Source organism: Tateyamaria sp. syn59, assembly GCF_007995245.1.
Lineage (GTDB): Bacteria > Pseudomonadota > Alphaproteobacteria > Rhodobacterales > Rhodobacteraceae > Tateyamaria.
Map to the genome: position 1 here is coordinate 124,531 of NZ_VCBA01000007.1, position 23,705 is coordinate 148,235.

Genomic DNA, 23,705 nt, shown 5'->3' on the forward strand with positions numbered 1-23,705 from the left:
ATGAAAATCCTCCTTCTGTCGTCGGCCGCACTCATGGCACTTTCCGCATGCGCGCAGGTCGTGTCCGAAGAACGCGGCACGTTCAACTTCGACAACCGGACGTTCCCCGCGACCACCCGTGTCCTGCAAACCGGCGACAACACCTTCTCGCGGCGCACGATCGTCGTGGGGGCGACACGCGTCACATGCTCCGCCACCGATGACCGCGATTGCGTTCAGGCCATCCGCGAACGCCGCAACCGGACCGACAGCGGGGTCTGATGGCGCTATCGGGTCGCAAGGGACTTGCCCCTTGCCCCGATCCCCGCGTAACCCTTTGTCCCAAGACGCAAAGGGAGTATGGGCCATGGGCTATCGCGCGGAATATGACAGCTGGAAAGCGGACCCCGAAGGATGGTGGATGCAGGCAGCGCAGGCCATCGACTGGTCCAAGGCACCGTCCGAGGCGCTCAGCCAGCGGGGCGAGAACCTCTATGAATGGTTTGCCGATGCCGAGGTGAACACGTGCTGGAACGCCGTCGACCGTCATGTCAAGGCGGGCCGGGGCGACCAGACCGCCATCATCTACGACAGCCCGATCACCGGCGCAAAATCCAAAACCTCCTATGCGGAGCTGCAGACCCAGGTCGCGTCCCTCGCGGGGGCGCTCGTCGCCCAGGGCGTCACTATGGGTGACCGGGTCATCATCTATATGCCCATGGTGCCCGAAGCGCTCGTCGCCATGCTCGCCTGCGCCCGCATCGGGGCGATCCATTCGGTCGTGTTTGGTGGCTTTGCGGCAAATGAACTGGCTGTGCGCATCGACGATTGCACGCCCAAGGCGATCATCGCCGCGTCCTGCGGTCTCGAACCGGGGCGCACGGTCGAATACAAGCCGCTCCTCGACGGCGCCATCGACCTGGCCTCCCACACACCCGATGTTTGCGTGATCCTTCAGCGCGACCAATGCCCCTGCGACCTCGGCCCCCGCGACGTGGACTGGAACGCCGCTCAAGAGGGCGTCACCCCTGCCGACTGCGTCCCCGTTCCGGGCAACCACCCAGCCTACATCCTCTACACCTCCGGCACCACCGGCGCGCCAAAGGGCGTCGTGCGGGCCACCGCAGGCCACCTTGTGGCGCTGAACTGGACGATGAAAAACATCTACCAGATGAACCCGGGCGAGGTGTTCTGGGCCGCCTCCGACGTCGGCTGGGTCGTCGGCCACTCCTACATTTGCTACGCGCCGCTCATTCACGGCAACACAACCATCGTGTTCGAAGGCAAACCGGTCGGCACCCCCGACGCGGGCACCTTCTGGCGCGTGATCGAAGAGCACGACGTCAAATCCTTCTTCACCGCGCCCACCGCGATCCGTGCCGTAAAGCGCGAAGACCCCAAAGGCGAATACCGCGCCAAATACGACCTGTCGGGCCTGCGCGCGCTCTACCTCGCGGGCGAACGCGCCGACCCCGACACCATCGAATGGGCGCAGGACATGCTCGGCGTGCCGGTCTATGACCACTGGTGGCAGACCGAAACGGGCTACACCATCGCGGGCAACCCCGCAGGGCTCGAAGCGCTGCCGGTAAAAGTCGGCTCCCCCACCGTTGCGATGCCCGGCTATGACGTCCAAATCCTCGATGATGCGGGCCACCCCGTTGCCCCCGGCGAGTTGGGCGCCATCGCGGTCAAACTGCCGCTGCCGCCGGGCACGCTGCCGACGCTGTGGAATGCCGAAGATCGCTTCATCAAATCCTACCTCCACACCTTCCCCGGCTATTACGAGACGGGCGATGCGGGCATGATGGACGAGGACGGCTACCTCTACATCATGGCGCGCACCGATGACGTCATCAACGTGGCAGGCCACCGGCTGTCCACCGGCGCGATGGAGGAAGTTCTCGCAGGTCACCCGGATGTTGCCGAATGCGCGGTCGTCGGCGTCACCGACCAGCTCAAGGGGCAAAGCCCCGTGGGCCTTCTCTGCCTGACCACCGGCGTGAACCGCGCCCATGACGAGATCGTCGCAGAATGCGTCAAACGCGTCCGCGATCAGATCGGGCCGGTTGCCGCCTTCAAACAGGCGGTTGTGGTGGACCGCCTGCCCAAGACACGCTCCGGCAAGATCCTGCGCGGCACCGTCGTGAAAATTGCAGACAGCGAGACATTCAAGATGCCAGCCACCATAGATGACCCGGCCATCCTGGACGAGATCAAGGACGCGCTGCAAACCATCGGCTACGCCAAGGGCTAGGCGGATCAGGATCCGCCTTACGAGGCATCCCCAAACACATGCACGGGCGCACTCAGCCCGCGCAACTCTACTGGGCCCAGATCGGTCAATCCGTTCTGGCCCTCTGCCACCTCATCCGTGACCATGATCGCGCGGTCATGGCCCTTGCCTGCCTCGCACAACCGCGCCGCTACATTCGCAGCCAGCCCGATGACGGTGAAATCCAGCCGCGTGCTCGACCCGATATTGCCATAGGTCACCCGACCGAAGGCGATGCCGATGGCACAGGATGTCCGCGCCGTGGCATCGTCCGCCGACACCTGGTCGACAACCGCCCGTGCCGCATCCAGGGCTGCCGCACAGGCTGCCGCCGCATCTTCACCAGCGGGAAACACGGCCAGCACCGCATCCCCGATAAACTTCAACACCTCGCCGCCGCGCTGATCGACGATGTTCGACGTGATCTCCAGAAACGCATTCAACAGCGCGATATATTCATCCCGCGGCAATTCCTGCTCCAACCGGGTGGAGCCGCGCAGATCACAGAACATGATCGCGGCATCAATCTCGTCCCCATCGCCGCGCCGTATCTCGCCGCCCAGCACGCGCGCGCCCGACCGCTTGCCCACATAGGTCTCCAGGAGCGCCTGCGCATTCTCGCGCTGCATAAACACTTCGTAGTAGCGGCTGATCACGGTCGCACATTCAAAGACCAGCCCGAGATTCTCGGTTGTAAACCCGTCCGGGTGGTCGGAGGTCAGCGTCAGCACATTCGTCCGCCCATCGGAAAAGGGCAGGGGCATGGCCACATAATCCGTCGCCCCTTCGGCCCGCAGATCGTCCATGATTGGAAAGCGGGACGCCTCATCCGTGTCCGCCAACCGCTGCCGCACCCCGCCCAAGCCGTTCGACACATGCTGGAGCGGGCTGTTCACAAAGCCCGGAAACTGGTGAATGTCGTAGGATGGGCTAAAGGTCCGCAGCTCGTCACCCTTAGCCCGCCAGATGTAATTCTTGCCCGCAATCATCGGATGCAGCGACCAGATCAGGATCGACAGGCGCGACACCGCGATCCCGTTCTCCCGCATCTTGGCGGCCAGCGCGCGGGTGAACGTCTCGGGGTCCGGTACCGCGCCCGCCTCGCGCATCAGCCAATCGACCAGCGGCCCCGTGATGCTGCCATCGCGCCCCGTCTCCACCGCGTTCCGCCCCAGATCGACGCGGGTTGCAGCCTGCGGCATGAAGCCGACGAATCCCTGAATGTCCTTGCTCTCAGGCAGGGCCGAGACATAGCTCCACACCCCGTTTTCGATGGTTCCGCTGTCCAGCATCACGTCGTGATAGCTGGCCGTCCCCTTGAACGGGCAAAAGGTTTGAAGATCCGTCTTCGGCCCCAGCGGCACGCGAATATCCTCGCGTGGAACATAGATCGCGACCGGCAGCCGGGTTTCGTACATGGCGCGGGCGCGCGTCGTTTCGGCAAGCAGTATGTCATTGTGGAAGATGCGCACCGGATGCGGCAGCGGCACCACGTCAATGCGGTAGCCCGGCTGGGCAGGGGCGTCATCAAGGCTCATCAGCGATCCCTTTCTATGCCCTTCAATATGGACGCAAGACGCGGAACCACCAAGGGCGCCAGACGCATACCGGACAACCGCAGGCCCTTGGCCGTCAGCATGTTAATTTTTCATGGAGTTTCGGTAAACGCACCGCGCATTGGCGCAAGTCATTGAAAGGGAGTGCAAATCACAGAAGGGTAAAGATCTGGAAAATGCCCCGAAGGGCTTGTCCCCGCGGGGACAAATCCCGCGGAGACAGCGCTCACGCCTCAAAATTTGGATTTACTCTCGGCAATAAAGGCGTCGATCTGGCTCTCCGCCTCGTCTTTTGCGACGCCGTACCGTTCCTGGATCTTGCCCGCCAGCTGTTCGCGGTTGCCCTCGGCCTCTTGCAGATCGTCGTCGGTCAGCTCGCCCCATTTCTCCTTCATGGAGCCTGTCATCTGCTTCCAGTTTCCTTTGATCGTGTCCCAGTTCATGGTCGGTCTCCTGTGCGTGTGCGGTTCACTGACCCAACGCCAAAAGGCCATTCCCGTTCCCTGAAATCACAGATCAGCGGCCGTCTTTCGTAACTCGAATTTCTGGATCTTCCCGGTCGAGGTTTTGGGTAGTTCCTGAAAGACGACCTTCTTCGGCGCCTTGAACCCGGCCAGTGTCTCGCGGGAAAACGCAATCAGATCTGCCTCACTCGGGCTTGCCCCCGGCTTAAGCTCGACAAAGGCGCAAGGCACCTCGCCCCATTTCTCATCCGGTTTCGCCACGACAGCCGCCAGGTTCACGTCCGGGTGCCCCATCAGCACGCCCTCCACCTCGACGGAGGAAATATTCTCGCCCCCCGAAATGATGATGTCCTTGGCCCGGTCCGCGATCTGGATGTACCCGTCCGGATGCTGGATCGCGATGTCGCCGGAATGAAAGTACCCGCCCGCAAACGCCTCTTCCGTCGCATCCGGGTTCTTCAGATACCCTTTCATAACCGAGTTCCCGCGGATCATGATCTCGCCCTGCGTCGCACTGTCCATCGGCACCTGCGCCATGTCGGCGTCCATGACGGTGATATGCTCCATCATGGGAAACGCCACGCCCTGCCGCGCCTTGATCGCCGCCGTATCTTCGGCCCCGTCCCACGCGCTCTTCCACAAACACTCGGTCACGTGGCCATAGGTCTCGGTCAGCCCGTAGACCTGCGTAACGTTGAAGCCGAGCGCCTCGATCTTCGCCAGCGTCGCAGGGGCAGGGGGGGCGCCAGCGGTGAACACTTCGACCCGGTGGTCAAAGGTGCGCCGGTCCTCGTCCAGCGCGTTCACGATCATGTTCAGCACGATAGGCGCGCCGCCGAAATGGGTGACGCCATCGTAGTGGATGGCATTGTAGATGGCTGTCGCCGTCACGTCCCGGCAGCACACCAGCGTGCCGCCAACCAGGGGCATCATCCACGTGTGGTTCCAGCCATTGCAGTGAAACAGCGGCACAATTGCCATGAACACCGGGTGCAGCACCATGCGCCACGACACCACCGTGCCCATCGTCATCAGATAGGCCCCACGGTGGTGATAGACGACGCCCTTTGGCCGCCCCGTCGTGCCGGATGTATAGTTGAGCGACAGGCTCTCCCACTCGTCCTCGGGCATGATCCAGTCAAAGGATGGATCGCCCGACGCCAACAGATCATCATAGGTTTGATGCCGCCCCGACGCGGGGAAACCCGCATGGGGGTCCGGGCACTCGATCAATTTCGGCGCAACGCCTTCCATCGCCTCGGCGGCGGCTTCCGCCAACTCCAGAAACTGCGGATCGACCAGCACCACCTTCGCCCCGCCGTGGTCGAAGATGTAGGTGACCGTATCCACATCCAGCCGCGTGTTGATCGTATTCAGCACCGCCCCGCAGGCAGGCACGCCGAAATGTGCCTCGGCCTGCGCGGGCAGGTTGGGCAGCAGGGTCGCCACAACATCGCCGGGCGCAACGCCCAAGCCCACCAGACCAGAGGCCAGACGCGAACAGCGCGCGTGATACTCGGCATAGGTGACGCGATGCGCGCCGTAGATCACCGCCGTCCGCTCGGCAAAGACCGAGGCCGCCCGTTGCAGGTGTGACAGAGGCGTCAGAGGAACATAGTTCGCAGGCGTCTTGCCCAGGCCCGTTTCATCTGCCATCCAACCCATATCTGTCCTCCCCATGACGCAGCGCGCAGTGATGTTGCGCCGTTATGGCGAGTGGCGCAACCAATGGAAAGACCCGATGACGCCCACCGCATCCCACCGCCCCACAGCGGCTGCGCTGAACATGGTGGGCGCCATGGCGGTGATCGGGGCCATCGACATCTACGTGGCCGTTATCGCGCAGACAATCTCGCTCTGGCAGTTCCTGATCATGCGGCTTGTGCTGGCGGCTCCCCTCGTACTGGCGCTGTCGGCCATGGGCTTCGGCACGGTGCGTCCCCGCAGGATCGGCGCGGTGGCCTTTCGCTCCACCCTGATCGCGACAGGCATGTTCTGCTATTTCGGCGCGCTTGCCTTCATGCCCATCGCCATGGCGCTGGCGGGGCTCTTCACCTCGCCCATCTTCGTGCTGCTGCTCACCGCCTTTGTCCTGCGTCAACGGATCGGGGCGTGGCGGATCATTGCGGTGGCCGTCGGATTCCTGGGTATCCTCGTGGTCCTCGGTCCCTCAGGCGGCAGCCTGGGCTGGGTGATCGTCCTGCCGGTGCTGGGCGGGATGCTCTATGCCTCGGGTGTCGTGGCGACACGGGCGCTCTGTGAAGGCGAAAGCACGCTGACCCTGCTCCTTGGCATCTTCGTGGCCCAGGGCGCGCTGGGCACGGTGGCCCTCGTCACCATCACAGCCCTGCAACCCGAGGTCGGCGCGGGCGGCATGGCCTTCCTCACCCGCGGCTGGGTCTGGCCGATGGACGAGGCGTGGCCCTACCTCCTCCTTCAAGTCTTTGGTTCCGTGCTGGGCGTGAGCCTTCTGAACCGCGCCTACCAATTGGGTGAGGCCAGCCACGTGGCGGTGTTCGAGTATTCAGTGATGATCTTCGGCCCCTTCTTTGGCTGGTGGCTGCTGGGCCAGCCGGTCACGTGGATGCAGGGGCTTGGCATCGCGCTGATTGCCAGCGCCGGGATCATCATCGCTATTCGCAGCGCGCAAGCCTGATGCTTCATTGTTCCCCAAATATGCATGCACCGGTGGACGCGGCCGCAGGTGCGGATAATCTGGACGCATGATCCTCAGCACCGGACGCAAATACATCTTCATCCACGCCCCAAAAACCGGTGGCACGGCCATGGCACTGGCGTTGGAAGACCGGGCCATGAAGGACGATATCATGCTCGGCGATACGCCCAAGGCCATGAAACGCCGCCGCCGCGTGAAGGGTGTCCAAACGCGCGGGCGGCTGTGGAAGCACTCAACACTGGCCGACATCGACGGGCTGGTGCCCAGCCTTGACGGGCTCTTCGCCTTCACGCTTGTGCGCAACCCGTGGGACCGGATAGTCAGCTACTACCACTGGCTGCGGGAACAGGACTTTGATCACCCGGCCGTGGCGTTGGCGCAGCAGATGGAGTTTGTCGCGTTCGCCTGCGCGCAGCACACGCGGTCGTCGATGCGCGCCAGCCCGGCGCGCTACTACATGACAGACGCGCAGGGGCGCGAGCGTTGTGACCTCTACATCCGGCTCGAGCATTTCGAAGAGGACGCGGCACCGCTCTGGGACCACCTCGGCTTCGCGCTGACGCTGCCGCACGTCAACCGGTCCAGGCGCGATCCGGACTACACGGGCTATTACACGGATGCCGCGCGCGCCGCTGTCGCAGAAGCCTGCGCTGAAGACATTGAAAGATTCGGCTACTGCTTCGACTGAGGCGCCGCATTCTCTCGCATTTGACGAAAATTGTTCGCAATCACGGGCCAATGTCACGTGCTCAGGGCGATTGGAGCAGAGACGGTCCACAATGCCAAACTTCCGCCCTGTTCGTGGCCCGTCTTGGCCGCGGGAATCACTTCAATTGTCCCTATCGAACGCAAACCGGCGCGCTGCCAGCGCCGCACCATGGGGATGGATAAGATGTTTGGATGGAACAACACAGGCACGGCGCATCGCATGGCTGATATGTCGGCCGCCTGGGACGGTGGTGTCATGACAACGCGGGGGCTGCTGGGTGGGACACGCGTGGCGACCGCGATGGGCTGGCGCGCGGTGGACGCGCTGGCGGTTGGTGATCTGGTGCTGACCTTCGATGCGGGCCTGCAGCCCGTGGTCGAGGTCCGTCGCGACATCTTCTGGACGGCCGACGCGCCGGTGCCACCGGCCTATCATTGCGTCTTTGTCCCCGCGGGGGCGTTGGGCAATTCCGCCGATCTGGAGTTGCTGCCCGATCAGGGCGTGCTGGTCGAAAGCGATGCGGCCTGCGATGCGTTTGGCGATCCCTTTGCCGTGCTGTCGGCCAAGTCGCTCGACGGGTTTCGCGGCATCCGCCGCATGGCTCCCCGCCCGCAGATCGAGGTTGTGACCCTCGTGTTCGCCGATGAGCAGGTTGTCTATGCCGAAGGAGGCGCGCTGGTGCATTGCCCGCCCGCGCTTCGCCCCATCGACGCAGTGGGCGCGGCACATGCCGATTATGACGTACTGCCTGCCCGCGATGCGGCCTTCCTCGTGGAGTGCATGAAGGTCGAGGATGAGCTTTACGTGCGCGCCGCCTAAGGTCGCGCTGTCCCGAGCCCGTTCCAGACATCCATGCCGCAGAAGTCGCTGAGCATATTGTAGGGATAGGGCAGGGCAGGCAGGGCCGATGCTGCCGTCAGCATGTGCATATGTTCATCGGCAAGCGTCAGACCCTCTGCGGCCAGGTTGTCCGTCAGCTGCGCGAGGGTCCGCGCGCCCAGCAGGATCGACGCCACACCGGGCCGCGCTGCAAGCCAGGCCAAGGCCACATGCGCTGCGGGTCGCCCGATTTGGGTGGCGACCTCCGACACCGCCTTCAGGACGGCATGGGTCTTGGCCGTGTTGCGCAGGTCATAGGCCTCGACCCCGCGCGCGGGGTTTTCGCCCAGTCGGGATGCGCCCTCGGGCCGGGCATCGGCGCTGTATTTGCCAGTCAGCCAACCGCCACCCAACGGGGACCACGGGACAAGGGAGATGCCCGCCTCAAGACAACACGGCATCAGTTCCAGCTCGATCCCGCGTTCCAGAAGATTGTATTGCGGTTGCACGGCGATGGGCTTGGGCAGGTTGTGCCGCTCCGCCACCGCCAGCAGCTTCTGCAACTGCCACGCGCTCAGGTTCGACCAGCCGACATGGTGCAGCTTGCCCGCCGCACGCAGGTCGCCCAGCGTGCCCAGCGTCTCGGCAATGTCGGTGTGAATGTCCCAGCCGTGGACATAGTAGAGGTCGATGGCCTCGACCCCCAGCCGCTTGAGGCTGGCGTCGATGGACCGCACAAGGCTGCGGCGCGCCGCACCATGACTGCCTGGCGGCGGGGCAAAGCGGCCCTTGGTGGCGAGGATCAGGTCGTCCATCCCGCCCCGTGCGCGGGCCCAGTCGCCGATGATCTTCTCGGACGCGCCCGCACCGTAACCGTCGGCGGTGTCGATCATGGTCCCGCCGCGGTCCACGAACAGATCCAACTGGCGGTGCGCCTCTGCCGCCTCCGTCTCCACTCCGAATGTCATGGTGCCCAGCCCCATGCGCGACACAATCAGGCCGCCATGGCCCAGGACGTTTCTGTGCATCGTTGTGTTGCTCATCTCGGTCATGTTTTCCCCCCCTGCGCGGTGCTGCGGCGGCCAACCTACCGCACCGGTGCGCAAGTGCGATCCGCCCGCGCTGCAGGGGGGCTTGCAAAATTGCAAGGCAAGGCCGTGCTGATCTGCGGCGAATGTGCGGTTTTGGATTGATTGCGTCGTATTTGACCTATTTCCTAGCTGTAACGGCCGCGATGAGCGCGCGCCTGGCAGCCCTCACAGATGCCGCTGCCCCATCTCTTTTCCAACAGACGAGAGTTTCATGGATCATCCATCATATGTTCATCCTGCAGCGCACGCCTATGCCCAAGAGGTTACGGCGGGGACCCTGTCGCGGCGCGAATTCCTGACCCGTTCCACGTCACTGGGTGTCACTGCCACAGCCGCTTATGGTCTGCTTGGCATGGCCCGGCCCGCACAGGCAGCAGGCCACGCGCAGGCGGGCGGCACACTGCGCATCGAATCCACGGTGAAGGCCCTGAAAGACCCACGGACCTATGACTGGCCGCAGATGTCGAACTACACACGCGGATATCTTGAATACCTTGTCGAATACCATATCGACGGCAGCTTTGAACCGATGCTGCTGTCGGGGTGGGAGGTCAATGCGGACGCCACCGAATACCTGTTGACCGTACGCGAGGGCGTGACCTGGTCCAATGGCGACCCGTTCACCGCCGCTGACGTCGCCTTTAACATCGCGCGCTGGTGCGAACGGGAGGTCGAGGGCAACTCGATGGCATCCCGCATGGCGTCGCTGGTCGATGCCGACACGGGCGTGGCGCGCGAGGGCGCCATTGAGGTGGTGGATGACCGCACCGTACGCTTGACCCTTGGCCAGCCCGACATCACGCTGATCGCGGGCTTTTCCGATTATCCGGCGGCGGTGGTACATCAGAGCTTTACGGGCGACCCGTTGGAGAACCCAATCGGTACCGGGCCGTATATGCCGGGCGAGTTTGAGGTCGGCATTCGCGCTGTGCTGGAAAAGAACCCCGATCACACCTGGTGGGGCGAGGGCGCCTATCTGGACCGGATCGAATATATCGACTTCGGCACCGATCAGGCGGCGATCTTTGCCGCTGTCGATGCCGACGAGGTTGACATGATCTACGAAAGCCTGGGCGAGTTCATCGAGCTGTTCGATACGCTGGAATGGACCAAGTCCGAGGCCGTGACCGCAAATACGGTCGTCATTCGCGCCAACCAGGCGGCAGAGGTCGAAGGGCAGACGCCCTATGCCGACGTGCGCGTCCGCCGTGCGCTCGCGATGGCAATCGACAACAACGTGCTGCTGGAACTGGGGTTCAACAACAATGGACGCGTGGGCGAAAACCATCACGTGTCGCCCATCCACCCGGAATACGCCGAACTGCCTGCCCCTGTGCATGATCCCGAAGGCGCTGCGGCCTTGATGGCCGAGGCGGGGATGGCGGATTTTGAGCACGAGCTGATCTCGATCGACGACACTTGGCGCAAGAACACTTCGGACGCGGCGGCAGGCCAGTTGCGCGATGCCGGTATTCCGGTGCGCCGCACGATCCTGCCGGGTTCGACCTTCTGGAACGATTGGGCGAAGTACCCGCTGTCGGCCACCGACTGGGCACAGCGCCCGCTGGGTGTTCAGGTGCTGGCCCTGGCCTACCGGTCGGGCGAGCCGTGGAACGAAAGCGCCTTTGCCAATGAAGAGTTCGACAGCCTGCTGTCCGACGCGCTGGCCATCGCGGATGCAGACCAGCGGCGCGAGGTGATGGCCAAGCTGCAACAGATCATGCAGGACGAAGGCGTGGTGGTTCAGCCCTATTGGCGGTCGATCTATCGCCACCACAAGCCCGAAATCGTCGGAGCCGAAATGCACCCGACATTCGAAATTCACGTGTCGAAACTTGGCTTTGCCGCCTAGGTGTAGATTGGGGGGCGGCCCGTAGCCGGGTGGCCCCCACCATAAACAAGCCAGGGCTTGCCGGTTTCTCGCGCGCCTAAATCAGCGTCGTTGTCAGGTCATCTTTTGTGCCGGTACACCCGCAAGGCCGCTTTCCCCAACAGCCCTGCAGTCTGTGCATTGCGCAGCCTCTTATTTGCCGCCATCAGTGCCGTCGGCAACAACTCAAACAGGTGACGGCACGCCCATGTCTGACCGCTCTACCCTCAAGGACCACCCGGACTGGACCTACGTGCTGCGCGACAGCTACGATTTTTACCGCCGCCAGTCGGCTGGCGGCAGCGCCAAGATCCGGACCCACCAGCGCAGTGTGCGCGAGCGCATCAACCGCGTGATCAAGGCCAATGCCGAGGTGCGCTTTCCCGAACCTGCGGACAAGCCCGTCACCAAGCATCTGCGCCGGGCACTCGACAACGGGCGGATGGAGCGGCACGCGCCGTTCATCCGGTCGCTGGACGCGATCCGCCACCGGCTGACCTGGCAATACGGCTATGAAAAGGTGCCGCGCGGGTTGGAGCGCAAGTTTGCCTATGCCGAACTGGTGGGGCCGAGCGGGCCTGTGATCACCAATGAGGTGATCCTGGGCCTTGTGCTGTTTGCGCCCGCCTGCACCTATCCGGCCCATGCCCATGACGGGATCACGGAAAGCTATATCTGCCTGTCCGGTGCCGTGTCCGAGAACGATCAGGGCGTCTACGGCCCCGGCTCGCTGATCTTCAACCCGCCGGAGCAGTTGCACCGGATCACCGTCGCCGACCATGTGCCTGCGCTGCTGTTCTATGCGTGGGAGGGCGCGCCGGAGAAGCTGGCTCAGCAGAAGATGGTGTTTACGCGCAAGTCGCGGTGACGGTGCGCAGGGACTGCGCCCCCTAAGGGTCGTCGGCTGGTCTTTGCTGCTGCCGGGAACGGATGTTCAAACGCGTCTTGCTGGTCGCTAAACAGGGCGGATCGCACGACGTCGGGGCTGACCGCCATGTTTTCATATCGCACACTCATCGCCACAGACGCATCCGCTTGGCTTGCACTGCGGAAGGAAGGCGCGCGCGTTGCCCCAAAGGGCTTTCTGGTGACGCTGGACGAAGTACGTAAGATGGACGAGGCGGGCGCGCAGAAGGCGCTTGAGTTCGGCGGCATGCGCGGCGTGTTCGAGGACGAGACGCTCGTGGGGTTCTGCGGTTACCGCCCCCAGCAGTTGCAGCGCATCCGGCACCGTGCGGAATTGGGGCCGTTTTACGTGACACCCTCACAGCAGGGATCCGGCGCCGCGCAGGTCATGATGAAGGGCATTCTGGAGGAGGCGCGCGCGGGTGGCGTTGCGCAGATTGAGCTGACAGTGGCACCTGACAATGCGCGGGCCATTGCGTTTTACAAGCGTCAGGGGTTTCAGAAATACGGGGTGCGCCCGGATGCGATCCGTGAGGGGGGCGTGCCGGAATGTGAGCTTTTGTATCTGCGCTGGGTCAACTGACCGGGCTGGCTTGAAAGCAAAGAGGGGCCGCGCGATGCACGGCCCCTTGTTGGTCTTTCCGGTGCGGTGCGCAGTCCCTGCGCACCCTACGTTTAAGCGGCCTTGGCGGCGTCCGGGCCGAAGCGACCGTAGAACGTCTGGTTCTTCTCGGCCATCTCGCGCAGCAGGGCAGGGCACTTGAACCGCTCGCCATACTTCGCTTCCAGTTGGTCGCAGCGTTCGGCAGCGTAAGGCGCACCGATGATGTCGAGCCAGGACAGCGGACCACCGGACCATGGGGCAAAGCCCCAGCCGAGGATCGCACCCACGTCGCCTTCGCGGATGTCCATCAACACACCTTCTTCCAGCGCACGGACGGCTTCCAGCACTTGGGAGAACAGCAGGCGGTGCTGGACTTCGCCCAGCTCTGGCTGGTCGTCCATCAGCGGGTACTTGTCGTGCACGCCGCGCCAGATGCCCTGGCGTTTGCCCTTGTCGTCATAGTCGTAGAAGCCCGCGTTGGCCTTGCGGCCCATGCGACCCAGCTCTTCCATCCAGAAGATCAGGTCGTCGGACGGGCTGTCGGGATAGGCGTCGCCCATGGCGGCCTTCGTCGCGCGGGCGATTTTGGCACCGAGGTCGATGGCTGTCTCATCCGTCAATTGCAGCGGGCCCAGCGGCATACCGACCATCTTGGCGGCGTTTTCGATCAGCGCGGGTTCGACCCCTTCGGTGACCATCCGCGTCCCTTCGTTGATGTAGGGGATGATGCAGCGGTTGGCGTAGAAGAAGCGCGCGTCGTTGACCACGATGGGCGTCTTGCGGATCTGGCGCACGTAGTCAAGCGCCTTGGCCACGGCCCGGTCGCCGGTCTCCGCACCCTTGATGATCTCGACCAGCAGCATCTTTTCGACCGGCGAGAAGAAGTGGATGCCGATGAACTGTTCCTGGTTCTTCGAGGCCTTCGCCAGTTCGGAGATCGGCAGGGTCGAGGTGTTGGAGGCAAAGATGCAGTCGTCGGGGATAATTGCCTCGACCTTTTGCGTGATCTCGGCCTTGACCTTGGGGTCTTCGAACACGGCTTCGATGATGAGGTCGCAGCCCTTGAGTTGCTCAAGATCAGGCGTGGCGGTGATGCGGGACAGGAGCACTTCGCCCTTTTCCTGAGTGGTCTTGCCGCGCTTGATGCCGCCCTCGACATATTTCTCGGAGTAGTTCTTGCCCCGATCCGCGCTTTCCTGATCGCGGTCGATTAGCACCACCTCGATACCGGCTTGGGCCGACACCAGCGCGATGCCAGCGCCCATAAGACCCGCACCCAGGACGCCAAGTTTCTTGACTCGCTGGTCTTCGATGCCCTGCGGACGCACAGCGCCTTTTTCCAGTGCTTCCTTGTTGAGAAAGAGCGAGCGGATCATGGCACCCGACGAAGGGTTCAGCAGCACGTTGGTGAACCAGCGCGCTTCGATTTTGAGGGCGGTGTCGAAGGGCACAAGCGCTCCTTCATAGACAGCGCTCAGCAGTGCCTTGGCAGCAGGATAGACGCCTTGGGTCTTGCCGTTGACCATGGCGGCCGCACCGACGAAGGTCATGAAGCCTGCAGGGTGATAAGGGGCACCGCCGGGCATCTTGTAGCCCTTCTGGTCCCACGGTTTCACAAGGTCCGCGTCCGTCGCGTTCAGCACCCATTCGCGGGCGGCTGCAACGGGGTCTGCTACAACCTCATCGACCAGCTTACCCTTTGCCTTGGCGGGCGGGACCATCTTGCCTTCCAGCAGGAAAGGCGAGGCCTCCATCGCGCCCAGCTTGCGCGCCAGGCGGGTTGTGCCACCCGCGCCGGGGAAGATGCCGACGAGGATTTCGGGCAGGCCAACCTTGGCCTTGGGGTTGTCCGCGATGAAGGTGCGGTGGGTCGCCAACGGCAGTTCCAGACCGATGCCAGCGGCGGTGCCGGGCAGGGCGGCGGCAATCGGTTTGCCGCCCTTGTTGGTCTTGGGGTCCATGCCCGCGCGTTCGATCTTGCGCAGAAGGCCGTGCATTTTCATGGTGCCTTCGAAGAGGCCCTTGGCTGGGTTGTCGCCTGCCTCTTCCTTCATCTTGGCGAGCAGGTTCAGGTCCATGCCACCGGCGAAGGTGTCCTTGCCGGAGGTGATGACCACGCCCTTGACGGCCTCGTCAGCCAGCACGTCGTCGATCATGTCGTTCAGCAGTTCCAGCCCTTCGAAGGACATGACGTTCATGGTCTTGCCGGGCACGTCCCACGTGATGGTGGCGATGCCTTCGGCGTCTTTGGTGAGTGTAAAGTCAGCCATAGTCGTGTTCTCCCCTTACACGCGTTCGATGATTGTGGCGGCACCCATGCCGGAGGCGACGCAGAGGGTGGCGAGACCGGTTTCCTTGTCCGTCCGCTCCATCTCGTCCAGCAGCGTGCCGAGGATCATGGCCCCCGTGGCACCCAGCGGGTGACCCATGGCGATGGCACCGCCGTTCACGTTCACCTTGCCGTGGTCGACGTCAAAGGCCTGCAGGAAGCGAAGGACGACTGCGGCAAAGGCTTCGTTGACTTCGAACAGGTCTATGTCACCGATGTTCATGCCGTTGTCGCGCAGGATCTTTTCGGTGACGGGCACGGGACCTGTCAGGTTGATGGTGGGATCGGTGCCGATCTTGGCGGTGGACTTGATGCGGGCGCGGGGCTTGAGGCCCAGCTTCTCACCCAGTTCCTTGTTGCCGATCAGCAGGGCGGCGGCGCCGTCCACGATACCGGACGAGTTGCCCGCATGGTGCACGTGGTTGATCCGCTCAAGGTGTGGGTATTTCATCAGCGCCACCTTGTCGAAACCGGGCATGACCTTGCCCATCGCTTCGAATGCGGGGTTCAGGCTGCCCAGCGACTGCATGTCCGTCTGCGGGCGCATGTACTCGTCGTGATCGAGGATCGGCAGGCCGTTCTGGTCCTTGACGGTGATGACCGACTTTTCAAACCGCTTGTCGTCCCACGCCTCTTTTGCGCGTCGCTGGCTTTCGACCGAATACTGGTCGACGTCATCGCGGGAGAACCCATATTCCGTTGCGATCAGGTCAGCGCCGATGCCTTGGGGCGCAAAGTAGCTCTCCATCGCAATCGAAGGATCGGCAGCAATCGCAGCGCCGTCGGAACCCATGGGAACCCGGCCCATCATCTCGACGCCGCCCGCGATGTAGCCGTCACCGGCCCCGCCGCGCACCTGGTTGGCGGCGATGTTGACGGCTTCCAGACCGGAGGCGCAAAAGCGGTTGATGGCAATACCGGGGATGGCTTCATCCAGGTCCGACGCCAGAACAGCAGTCCGCGCGAGGTTGCCGCCCTGTTCCATCACCTGCGTGACGTTGCCCCAGATCACATCCTCGACCACGTGGCCTTCAATGTTGTTGCGCTCTTTCAGCGCGTTCAGGGTCAGGGTCGACAGGCGCAGCGAGGTCACCTCGTGCAGCGCACCGTCCTTGCGGCCCTTGCCGCGCGGCGTGCGGATCGCGTCGTAGATATAGGCTTCGGTCATCGGGTTGGTCCTCCTGCCAAGTGGCGTGTCTTTGGTGTCAGATGGGGTAGACCAGATGGTCTAATCAAGGGTGACGTTGCGGCGGTTTAGGTAAACTACGCACGGTCGGCGGGAGAGCCGGGCATGAGGTCATAGGGCGCCTTCCAGCCGGGGGTGTCCGAGATGTTGGTGAGCCAGCGGTCGATATTGGGCCAGTCTGCGCGGTCAAAGCCGAAGGGCTCGGGGTAGTAGAGGTATCCGCAGCAAGAGATGTCCGCGTTGGTGATCCCTTCTCCAACGATCCAGTCGCGCCCCTCAAGATGGCTGTTTAGCACGGCATAGGCGGCCTTGAGACGCCCCTGGTTGAAGGCAATGACCTCTTGAGGCCGTTTATCTTCGGGCAGAAAGTTCATCAGGAAGCGCGTCACGCCGCACATCGAGCTGAGTTTATGATTGTCCCATAACACCCAGCGCAGTACTTCATACCGATCATCCCCTTCGCCGCCAAACTTGCCGGTCGTGTCGGTGATGTACTGCTGGATCACACCCGACTGGCTGATGCAGCGATCCCCGTCTTGCAGCAAGGGTGCCTCACCCATCGTGTTGAGGGCGCGATACTCATCTGTCCTGGCGGCCCCGCCGAAGAAATCAACAAAGACTGGTTCCCAGTCGAGCCCTGACAATTGCAAGGCCAACGCCGCCTTGTAGGAGTTCCCGCTTTCACCAAAGCAGTGCAGTTTGAGGGTCATGAGCGCAGGCCTTTCCGGTCTTGAGTTTTGAAATGGCAGGACCGGTGGGTTTCACACCCCCCGGACCCCCCCGTGCGGTTTATCTGGCGAAATGAAGATGATCCCGTTTACGCCACATTAAGGTTAATGCCCTGATGGTAAGAGGGCATGGCAGGCTGCGGAGCTGAGCCATGTGCGAAGTGAAGCCCTGCTTTCCCGGCCTCGGTGGACACCGCCCGGGGAAAGCAGGGTGGATCCAGTCTTCATTTCGCCAAATAAACCGCCCCCGGAGGGCCGATCCGCCACAAGCTGCGTGGCCCGGCGCACTAAAACGCCCTCGCAATCAGCTCTTTCATGATCTCGTTCGTGCCGCCGTAGATGCGTTGCACGCGCGCGTCGGTCCACATGCCACCGATGTCGTAGTCGTTGGTGAACCCGTAACCGCCGTGCAGTTGCAGGCACTCGTCCAGTACCCAGGCTTGCGTGTCCGTCGCCCAGTATTTGCACATGGCGGCCTTATCAACCGACAGCTCGCCACGGATATGTTCGGCCATGCATTCATCAAAGAACGACCGGCTGACCATGGTCTTGGTCTTGGCTTCCGCCAGTTTGAACCGGGTGTTCTGGAATTGCAGGAGGTTGCCGCCAAAGGCTTCGCGCTCTTTGCAGTAGGCCAGGGTACGCTCCACCGCGCCTTCCATGGCGCCCACGGCGGAACAGGCAATGACCAGCCGCTCCTGCGGCAGTTGCTGCATGAGTTGGTAAAACCCCAGGCCCTCGGTGCCGCCGAGGATGTTCTCGGGGGCGATCTCGACATTGTCGAAGAACAGCTCCGATGTGTCCGAGGCGTGCATCCCGATCTTGTCGAGGTTGCGGCCACGGGCGAAGCCCGCCGCGCCGTCGGTTTCAACAACAACCAGCGACACGCCTTTGGACCCTTGCGTGGGATCGGTCTTGGCCGCGACGATGATCAAGTTCGCGTGCTGACCGTTGGTGATGAAGGTCTTTGAGCCCGTCAATCGGTAGGCATTGCCGTCCCTGATGGCGCGGGTCTTGATCGCTTGCACATCCGAGCCGGTCGATGGTTCGGTCATTGCGAGCGCGCCCACCAACTCGCCGGTGACCAGTTTGGGCAACCAGCGCTGTTTCTGGTCGTCGGTGCCGTAGGCAAGTACGTAATGCGCCACAATACCGGAGTGTATACCGTGGCCCCACGCCGCGAGGTTGGCGCGCGCCGCTTCGATCAGGATCGCGGCCTCATGGCCGAAATCGCCACCTGCGCCGCCGTATTCTTCGGGGATCGACGGGCAGAGCAGGCCCAGTTCGCCCGCTTGGGCCCAGGTTTCGCGGTCCATTTCGCCCTGTTTGCGCCAGCGTTCGAAATGCGGTGCCCATTCGTTGGTGATGAATTGCGCCGTCATGTCGGCGATCATCTGATGTTCTTCGGTCATCCAACCGGATGCCGGTGCAGCCATGTCTTTCATGATTTCTCCTCCCCAGGACAATCAGTCTTTTTGATAGCGCATGCCGCAAAGAGAAAAGTACAAACCACTTTTCTGCGACATGCTTTAACGTTTGCGCGCTTCCAACTCGGAATTGAACAACCGCAACCGGGCTGTCAGGTTTTCCTCGTTCATCACGCTATCGAAATTCTCGAACAGGAACGACAGGGCCTCGCCCTCGTCCAGACCCGCATCGGCGGCAAACCGCTTGAGGCGGCGATAGCCGTCCTCGGTCATGGCGACGGGAAAGCGGCGGGTCAGGCGAAAGCGTTTGGGCATAGCGGTCCTTCAAAAAAGTAAGGCGGGGGTGTCCCCCGCCTCACACACTTTAGAAGTTTGCCGCTTCCAGTGCCATCACAGGATCGGCGCCGGACTGGATGCGCGTCAGGTGCAGCGCCGTGGCAGGCAATTGGCGCGCCATGTAGTAGCGGCCCGTTGCCAGCTTGGTCTCGTGGAAGTCCGTGTCGGACGTCCCATTCGCCAAGGCTTCGCGCGACGCTTTGCCCATCTTGGCCCACATCAGGCCCAGGCAAACATGGCCGAACATGTGCATGAAGTCATAGCTTCCGCTCAGCGCGTTGTTCGGGTTGGTCATGCCGTTCTGCATGAAGTACATGCCAGCCGCTTGCAGGTCCTTGGACGCAGCTTTCAGCGGCTCCAGGAATTCCTTGTCGAACGCCTCGTCCTGACCGGCATTGTCCTTGATGAAGGACTTCACCAGCTCAAAGAACGCCATCACGTGCTTGCCACCGTCCTGCGCCAGCTTGCGGCCCACGAGGTCCAGCGCTTGCACGCCGTTGGCCCCTTCGTAAATCATCGCGATCCGGGCGTCGCGGGTGTATTGCGACATGCCCCATTCCTCGATGTAGCCGTGACCGCCATAGACCTGCTGGGCCTTGATGGTGTTGTCGTACCCCACATCCGTCAGGAAACCCTTAATGATCGGGGTTAGCAGCGAAACGAGGCCGTCTGCGTCCTTGTCACCCTTGCGGTGGGCAGCGTCGATCATGGTCGCACCCCAGAGGATGAAGGCGCGCGCGCCTTCGGCGAACGACTTCTGGTCCATCAGCGAGCGGCGGATGTCGGGGTGCACGATCAGTGGGTCAGCGGGCTTTTCCGGGGCTTTCGCGCCGGTCACGTCGCGGCCTTGAAGGCGGTCCTTGGCGTATTCGAGGGCGTTCTGATAGGCGACCTCGGCTTGGGACAGGCCCTGCATGCCCACGCCCAGACGCGCTTCGTTCATCATGGTGAACATGGCGCGCATGCCTTTGTGCTCTTCGCCAATCAGGTAGCCCACGGCCCCGTCATAGTTCATCACGCAGGTGGAGTTGCCGTGGATGCCCATCTTCTCTTCGATGTTGCCGACGGCGACGCCATTGCGGGCACCCAGCGAACCATCTTCGTTCACCAGGAACTTGGGCACGATGAAAAGCGACACGCCCTTGATCCCCTCAGGCCCGCCAACGATTTTCGCCAGCACGAGGTGGATGATGTTGTCGGCCATGTCGTGTTCACCGGCAGAGATGAAAATCTTCTGACCGGAGATCTTGTAGGTGCCGTCGTCCTGCGGTTCTGCCTTTGTGCGCATCAGGCCCAGATCGGTGCCGCAATGCGGCTCGGTCAGGTTCATGGTGCCGGTCCATTCGCAGGACACCATCTTGGGCAGGTAGGTCTCTTTCTGCTGTTGCGAGCCGTGCGCCAGAATGGCCGAGGCCGCACCGTGAGTCAGGCCCTGGTACATGGTGAAGGCCATGTTGGCGGAGGAGAACATCTCGCCCACGGCGGTGCCCATGACGTAAGGCATGTTCTGGCCGCCAAACTCCTCGGGCATGTCCAGACCGGGCCAGCCACCCTCTTTAACCTGCTCGAAGGCGTCCTTGAAGCCGGTGGGGGTGTAAACGACGCCATTTTCCAACCGGCAGCCTTCCTTGTCGCCAACCACGTTCAGCGGCGCCAGCACTTCCGATGTCAGCTTGCCCGCCTCATCAAGGATGGCGGAGGTAAAGTCTGCTTCCAGCTCGTCATAGCCGGGAATGTCGGACCCTGTGACGTTCAGCACGTCGTGCAGGATGAATTGCATGTCTTTGGTGGGGGGCGTGTAGCTTGGCATAAGTCTCTCCCTAGTCGTCGACGCTTATTCAGCGGCCTTTTTTGCGGTATTCATCGAGGCGAGCATTTTCTCACCCCATTTCAACTGGTCCTTCAGCTCGTCGATGGCTTCGGTCAGCTCATCGCGCTGACGCTCCATGTCGGCCAGACGCTCGCGGGCGATGTCATAGGTGCGGGCCAGCTGCGTCTGCTGCTGGTCGCCCATGTCATAGAGGTCCAGAAGCTGGCGGATTTCCTCGAGGCTGAAGCCAAAGCGCTTGCCGCGCAGGATCAGCTTGAGCCGCGCGCGGTCACGCTTGTTGAACAGGCGCTTTTGACCGACACGCTGCGGAAACAGCAATTCCTTGGCTTCGTAAAAGCGCAGTGTCCGCGGCGTGACGTCGAAGGCGTCGCACATCTCGCGGATGGTCATCGTTTTCTCTGTCATCAGATCACTCGTATCTCGTGTTACGGAAACGACATGGGACAGGTCCGGGTGCGATGCAACAGATTGCTTACGTTGACGTAAGTTCTACGTTGCGTCATTTCTCAGGTTGACGTGATCGCGAGGTGCGTCAAGCATTATTTCCCTCCTCCCGGCCCCCGAACGTGCAGTCTTTCGCCTGTCTTGCCGCATAGTTCTGCCCCGCATCATCCGTTGATTCAGGTCAAGGATGGCCGCACCGCGATCCCATAGCCTGAACAGACAAGCGAACGGAGGATGAAGCATGTTCAGTAAAATCGTGGTTGGCGTCGACGGGTCCGAGACATCTGACAATGCGGTGCGGATCGCCTGCGACCTCGCCGGAAAATACGGCAGCGAAATCCACATCGTGCACACGCCGCAACCGCAAACCGTGGCCTTCGCGCTGGGGGCGGTGGCGGGCTACCACGCGGTCACGACCATGCCCAGCCATGACGAGGTGGTCAAAGCGGCGCAGAAGATCGTCGATGGCGCCACCGAGGTGGCCAAGACATGCGGCAACGCCGTTGTCAGCACGCAAATCGAACAGGGCGATCCCGGCACCGAAATCACCGGCTTTGCGCAGAAGGTGGGCGCTGACCTGATTGTCACCGGACGGCGGGGCCTCGGCAGCATCGGCTCGCTCGTGCAGGGCAGCACCAGCCAGCAGGTCAACCACCTCGCCAAATGCGCCACCCTGTCGGTGATCTGACAGGCCACGCGTCAGCAACATACGCACTGATTTGGCCCGCGTCGGAACATAACCGGCCCGGGCGCGGTTTACCCTGCACGTCTTATCTGTGGAAAAGGAGAAGCCGCGATGAACCGCATTATCTATCTGGTCGGATTGGTTGTCATCGTCCTGGCGATTGTGAACTTTGTCCTCTGACATCGGCGGGCAGCACGCGCCCGTCCCATTGCATCCCGACATCGAAGAGCCAGCACCGCGGAACATAGCGCTCGACAAGCCCGTCCGGGCCGCGGTCATCGTTCTGGCCGTCCTCGCCGTTTTGACAGCGTTGTCCGTCGCCAGCGTCTTTGTGGTGCCGGTGATCCTGTCGATCCTCCTGGCGCTCGTGTTCAGCGGGCCCTGCCGGTGGCTCAAGCGGCGCGGCATTCCCCAGCCCGTCAGCGCCGCTGCCATCGTTCTGTCGCTCCTGTCGGGTGTCGCCTTCTTCGCCGCCGCCCTTGCCATCCCCGTGGCAGGCTGGATCGAGGACGCGCCCCGCATGGCGCAAGAGGTCGAATGGAAGCTGCGCAACCTCTCCGGCATGGCTGCCGCAGTGGTCGAAGCCGAAGAGCAGATCACCGAAGCGGCCGCGACAGCGGCCGCAGCCGACGCCGACGCTGGTGGCGGTCCACTAGAGGTCGTGGTCGAAGAGCGCGGTCCGCTAACCGAGGTGGCGCTGGGCGCACCGCTGATTGTCGCACAGACCGTGTTCGTGCTGATCCTAACCTTCTTCATCCTTGCATCGGGCAGCCTCTTCCACGAACGGCTGGTCGCAGTGATGCCAAGCTTTTCCGACAAGCGCCGCGCCATCAACATCGCCTATGATGTGGAGCGTGAGGTCTCGCGCTACTTGCTGCACATCACGCTGATCAACGCGGGTCTGGGCATCGCGGTGGGCATGGCACTGGGCGCGCTGGGTATGCCGAACCCGATGGCCTTCGGCCTTTTGGCCTTCGTGATGAATTTCGTGCCCTTCGTCGGGGCGCTGGTGGGGCTGGTCCTGTCTTTTGCCGTCGCGCTGGTGAACCTGCCAAGCCTCTTTGACGCCTTCGTCGTGGCGGGGGTCTATTTCATGCTCACGTCGATCGAAGGGCAGGTGATCACGCCCTGGATGGTGGGCCGCAAGCTGCGCCTGAACACGGTTGTCATCCTGATCGCCGTCGCGTTCTGGGCCTGGCTCTGGTCGATCATGGGCATGATCATGGCGGTGCCGCTGCTGGTCACGATGTCGGTGCTGTGCAAGCATATCGACGCGCTGAAACCGATGGGGCAGTTTCTGGCGGGCCCCGGCCCGAACCGGGACTAAGGCCTAGCCCTTCAGCCCATTGGCCACACTGTCGCGCAGCCCCTGCAACTCATCGCGCGCTTCGTCCAACTGCCTGCGCTGATCGTCCAGCTCCTTGAGCTGCCCGTCCGCCAACTCGACCCAGGCGCGCATCTGCGCCTCGGTGCCCTCGTTCTCGTAGATCAGCAGCCACTGTCGGATGTCTTCCAACTGGAAACCGAACTTGCGCCCGCGCAGGATCAGTTTCATGCGGGCGCATTCGCGGGGGCCATAGAACCGGGATCGCCCTTCCCGGTCCGGTTGCAGAAGCTCGATATACTCGTAGTAGCGCAACGTGCGTGGGGTCACGTCGAACTCCGCGCACATCTGCTTAAAGCTCAAGCGGTCGTCTGCCATGGCTTGCCTTGTCTCCATCCCTTGACTTCAACCTAAGCCGCAGGGGCGGGCCGCGCAACAGGCGCCTTGCCCGCGCGCGCTGCAGCA

The 23,705-nt window shown here is 62.7% G+C and carries 22 protein-coding genes; 10 read left to right on the forward strand and 12 right to left on the reverse strand.

Annotation, left to right across the window (positions count from 1 at the left end; all coding sequences use genetic code 11):
• Positions 1-261: a hypothetical protein gene (locus tag FD715_RS14765; protein ID WP_147111230.1), complete on the forward strand. Its 261-nt coding sequence runs from the start codon at positions 1-3 to the stop codon at positions 259-261.
• 85 nt (positions 262-346) lie between these two features.
• On the forward strand, positions 347-2,236 hold the full coding sequence (locus tag FD715_RS14770) for an AMP-binding protein (protein ID WP_147111233.1): 1,890 nt from the start codon (positions 347-349) through the stop codon (positions 2,234-2,236).
• Between the two features lie 17 nt (positions 2,237-2,253).
• On the opposite strand, the gene FD715_RS14775 is transcribed toward FD715_RS14770, so the two are convergent.
• From FD715_RS14775 to FD715_RS14785, 3 genes are all read right to left on the reverse strand, one after another.
• Complete coding sequence (locus FD715_RS14775; protein ID WP_147111236.1) at positions 2,254-3,792, reverse strand: DUF427 domain-containing protein; 1,539 nt, start codon at positions 3,790-3,792, stop codon at positions 2,254-2,256.
• 251 nt (positions 3,793-4,043) lie between these two features.
• The gene (locus FD715_RS14780) at positions 4,044-4,253 is read right to left on the reverse strand and encodes a CsbD family protein (protein ID WP_147111239.1); all 210 of its coding nucleotides are present in this window, start codon (positions 4,251-4,253) and stop codon (positions 4,044-4,046) included.
• Between the two features lie 66 nt (positions 4,254-4,319).
• Positions 4,320-5,939, reverse strand: a complete 1,620-nt coding sequence (locus FD715_RS14785; RefSeq protein WP_147111242.1) for an AMP-binding protein — start codon at positions 5,937-5,939, stop codon at positions 4,320-4,322.
• 13 nt (positions 5,940-5,952) lie between these two features.
• Between FD715_RS14785 and FD715_RS14790 the strand changes: the two genes are divergently transcribed.
• The 3 genes from FD715_RS14790 (at position 5,953) to FD715_RS14800 (ending at position 8,479) form a co-directional block, all read left to right on the forward strand.
• Positions 5,953-6,930: a DMT family transporter gene (locus FD715_RS14790; protein WP_223274898.1), complete on the forward strand. Its 978-nt coding sequence runs from the start codon at positions 5,953-5,955 to the stop codon at positions 6,928-6,930.
• 67 nt (positions 6,931-6,997) lie between these two features.
• Positions 6,998-7,639 carry a sulfotransferase family 2 domain-containing protein gene (locus FD715_RS14795; RefSeq protein ID WP_147111245.1) on the forward strand — a complete coding sequence of 214 codons (642 nt, stop codon included), beginning with the start codon at positions 6,998-7,000 and terminating at the stop codon, positions 7,637-7,639.
• Positions 7,640-7,843: 204 nt separating this feature from the next.
• Entirely contained in the window at positions 7,844-8,479 is a 636-nt protein-coding gene (locus FD715_RS14800) for a Hint domain-containing protein (RefSeq protein ID WP_189799504.1), read from the forward strand.
• Here FD715_RS14800 and FD715_RS14805 read toward each other — a convergent pair.
• Complete coding sequence (locus tag FD715_RS14805) at positions 8,476-9,531, reverse strand: aldo/keto reductase (RefSeq protein WP_223274900.1); 1,056 nt, start codon at positions 9,529-9,531, stop codon at positions 8,476-8,478. The two genes, FD715_RS14800 and FD715_RS14805, sit on opposite strands and share 4 nt — an antisense overlap.
• A gap of 250 nt (positions 9,532-9,781) precedes the next feature.
• Here FD715_RS14805 and FD715_RS14810 point away from each other — a divergent pair, with 250 nt between their 5' ends.
• The 3 genes from FD715_RS14810 (at position 9,782) to FD715_RS14820 (ending at position 12,929) form a co-directional block, all read left to right on the forward strand.
• A complete protein-coding gene (locus FD715_RS14810) occupies positions 9,782-11,422 on the forward strand; it encodes an ABC transporter substrate-binding protein (RefSeq protein WP_147111250.1) in 1,641 nt (546 codons plus the stop codon).
• Positions 11,423-11,648: 226 nt separating this feature from the next.
• Positions 11,649-12,308, forward strand: a complete 660-nt coding sequence (locus FD715_RS14815; protein ID WP_147111253.1) for a dimethylsulfonioproprionate lyase family protein — start codon at positions 11,649-11,651, stop codon at positions 12,306-12,308.
• Positions 12,309-12,434: 126 nt separating this feature from the next.
• On the forward strand, positions 12,435-12,929 hold the full coding sequence (locus tag FD715_RS14820) for a GNAT family N-acetyltransferase (protein WP_147111256.1): 495 nt from the start codon (positions 12,435-12,437) through the stop codon (positions 12,927-12,929).
• Between the two features lie 92 nt (positions 12,930-13,021).
• Here FD715_RS14820 and FD715_RS14825 read toward each other — a convergent pair whose 3' ends face one another.
• From FD715_RS14825 to FD715_RS14855, 7 genes are all read right to left on the reverse strand, one after another.
• Entirely contained in the window at positions 13,022-15,220 is a 2,199-nt protein-coding gene (locus FD715_RS14825; protein WP_147111259.1) for a 3-hydroxyacyl-CoA dehydrogenase NAD-binding domain-containing protein, read from the reverse strand.
• 15 nt (positions 15,221-15,235) lie between these two features.
• Positions 15,236-16,447 carry an acetyl-CoA C-acetyltransferase gene (locus FD715_RS14830; protein ID WP_147111264.1) on the reverse strand — a complete coding sequence of 404 codons (1,212 nt, stop codon included), beginning with the start codon at positions 16,445-16,447 and terminating at the stop codon, positions 15,236-15,238.
• A 95-nt stretch (positions 16,448-16,542) separates the two neighbouring features.
• Positions 16,543-17,175: a glutathione S-transferase family protein gene (locus FD715_RS14835; protein WP_147111266.1), complete on the reverse strand. Its 633-nt coding sequence runs from the start codon at positions 17,173-17,175 to the stop codon at positions 16,543-16,545.
• Between the two features lie 305 nt (positions 17,176-17,480).
• Positions 17,481-18,629, reverse strand: coding sequence for an acyl-CoA dehydrogenase family protein (locus FD715_RS14840; protein ID WP_147111586.1), 1,149 nt, complete (start codon positions 18,627-18,629; stop codon positions 17,481-17,483).
• A gap of 93 nt (positions 18,630-18,722) precedes the next feature.
• Positions 18,723-18,935, reverse strand: coding sequence for a hypothetical protein (locus tag FD715_RS14845; protein WP_076626669.1), 213 nt, complete (start codon positions 18,933-18,935; stop codon positions 18,723-18,725).
• A gap of 49 nt (positions 18,936-18,984) precedes the next feature.
• A complete protein-coding gene (locus FD715_RS14850; protein ID WP_147111269.1) occupies positions 18,985-20,766 on the reverse strand; it encodes an acyl-CoA dehydrogenase C-terminal domain-containing protein in 1,782 nt (593 codons plus the stop codon).
• A gap of 24 nt (positions 20,767-20,790) precedes the next feature.
• Positions 20,791-21,192, reverse strand: coding sequence for a MerR family DNA-binding transcriptional regulator (locus FD715_RS14855; protein ID WP_147111272.1), 402 nt, complete (start codon positions 21,190-21,192; stop codon positions 20,791-20,793).
• 280 nt (positions 21,193-21,472) lie between these two features.
• Between FD715_RS14855 and FD715_RS14860 the strand changes: the two genes are divergently transcribed.
• Positions 21,473-21,919 carry a universal stress protein gene (locus FD715_RS14860; protein WP_147111275.1) on the forward strand — a complete coding sequence of 149 codons (447 nt, stop codon included), beginning with the start codon at positions 21,473-21,475 and terminating at the stop codon, positions 21,917-21,919.
• Positions 21,920-22,085: 166 nt separating this feature from the next.
• Positions 22,086-23,243 carry an AI-2E family transporter gene (locus tag FD715_RS14865; RefSeq protein ID WP_147111278.1) on the forward strand — a complete coding sequence of 386 codons (1,158 nt, stop codon included), beginning with the start codon at positions 22,086-22,088 and terminating at the stop codon, positions 23,241-23,243.
• 3 nt (positions 23,244-23,246) lie between these two features.
• Here the strand turns inward: FD715_RS14865 and FD715_RS14870 are convergent, their stop codons facing one another.
• Positions 23,247-23,618, reverse strand: a complete 372-nt coding sequence (locus tag FD715_RS14870) for a MerR family DNA-binding transcriptional regulator (RefSeq protein ID WP_147111281.1) — start codon at positions 23,616-23,618, stop codon at positions 23,247-23,249.
• Positions 23,619-23,705 lie beyond the last annotated feature (87 nt).

What these genes read in the sequence shown, in the direction of transcription:
- FD715_RS14800 (WP_189799504.1), top strand. Translation starts at nt 7,844, where the DNA reads ATGTTTGGATGGAACAACACAGGCACGGCGCATCGCATGGCTGATATG.
- FD715_RS14870 (WP_147111281.1), bottom strand. Translation starts at nt 23,618, where the DNA reads ATGGCAGACGACCGCTTGAGCTTTAAGCAGATGTGCGCGGAGTTCGAC.
- FD715_RS14805 (WP_223274900.1), bottom strand. Translation starts at nt 9,531, where the DNA reads ATGACCGAGATGAGCAACACAACGATGCACAGAAACGTCCTGGGCCAT.
- FD715_RS14820 (WP_147111256.1), top strand. Translation starts at nt 12,435, where the DNA reads ATGTTTTCATATCGCACACTCATCGCCACAGACGCATCCGCTTGGCTT.
- FD715_RS14810 (WP_147111250.1), top strand. Translation starts at nt 9,782, where the DNA reads ATGGATCATCCATCATATGTTCATCCTGCAGCGCACGCCTATGCCCAA.
- FD715_RS14765 (WP_147111230.1), top strand. Translation starts at nt 1, where the DNA reads ATGAAAATCCTCCTTCTGTCGTCGGCCGCACTCATGGCACTTTCCGCA.
- FD715_RS14775 (WP_147111236.1), bottom strand. Translation starts at nt 3,792, where the DNA reads ATGAGCCTTGATGACGCCCCTGCCCAGCCGGGCTACCGCATTGACGTG.
- FD715_RS14845 (WP_076626669.1), bottom strand. Translation starts at nt 18,935, where the DNA reads ATGCCCAAACGCTTTCGCCTGACCCGCCGCTTTCCCGTCGCCATGACC.
- FD715_RS14815 (WP_147111253.1), top strand. Translation starts at nt 11,649, where the DNA reads ATGTCTGACCGCTCTACCCTCAAGGACCACCCGGACTGGACCTACGTG.
- FD715_RS14770 (WP_147111233.1), top strand. Translation starts at nt 347, where the DNA reads ATGGGCTATCGCGCGGAATATGACAGCTGGAAAGCGGACCCCGAAGGA.
- FD715_RS14780 (WP_147111239.1), bottom strand. Translation starts at nt 4,253, where the DNA reads ATGAACTGGGACACGATCAAAGGAAACTGGAAGCAGATGACAGGCTCC.
- FD715_RS14830 (WP_147111264.1), bottom strand. Translation starts at nt 16,447, where the DNA reads ATGACCGAAGCCTATATCTACGACGCGATCCGCACGCCGCGCGGCAAG.
- FD715_RS14785 (WP_147111242.1), bottom strand. Translation starts at nt 5,939, where the DNA reads ATGGGTTGGATGGCAGATGAAACGGGCCTGGGCAAGACGCCTGCGAAC.
- FD715_RS14855 (WP_147111272.1), bottom strand. Translation starts at nt 21,192, where the DNA reads ATGACAGAGAAAACGATGACCATCCGCGAGATGTGCGACGCCTTCGAC.
- FD715_RS14835 (WP_147111266.1), bottom strand. Translation starts at nt 17,175, where the DNA reads ATGACCCTCAAACTGCACTGCTTTGGTGAAAGCGGGAACTCCTACAAG.
- FD715_RS14795 (WP_147111245.1), top strand. Translation starts at nt 6,998, where the DNA reads ATGATCCTCAGCACCGGACGCAAATACATCTTCATCCACGCCCCAAAA.
- FD715_RS14860 (WP_147111275.1), top strand. Translation starts at nt 21,473, where the DNA reads ATGTTCAGTAAAATCGTGGTTGGCGTCGACGGGTCCGAGACATCTGAC.
- FD715_RS14790 (WP_223274898.1), top strand. Translation starts at nt 5,953, where the DNA reads ATGACGCAGCGCGCAGTGATGTTGCGCCGTTATGGCGAGTGGCGCAAC.
- FD715_RS14840 (WP_147111586.1), bottom strand. Translation starts at nt 18,629, where the DNA reads ATGGCTGCACCGGCATCCGGTTGGATGACCGAAGAACATCAGATGATC.
- FD715_RS14825 (WP_147111259.1), bottom strand. Translation starts at nt 15,220, where the DNA reads ATGGCTGACTTTACACTCACCAAAGACGCCGAAGGCATCGCCACCATC.
- FD715_RS14850 (WP_147111269.1), bottom strand. Translation starts at nt 20,766, where the DNA reads ATGCCAAGCTACACGCCCCCCACCAAAGACATGCAATTCATCCTGCAC.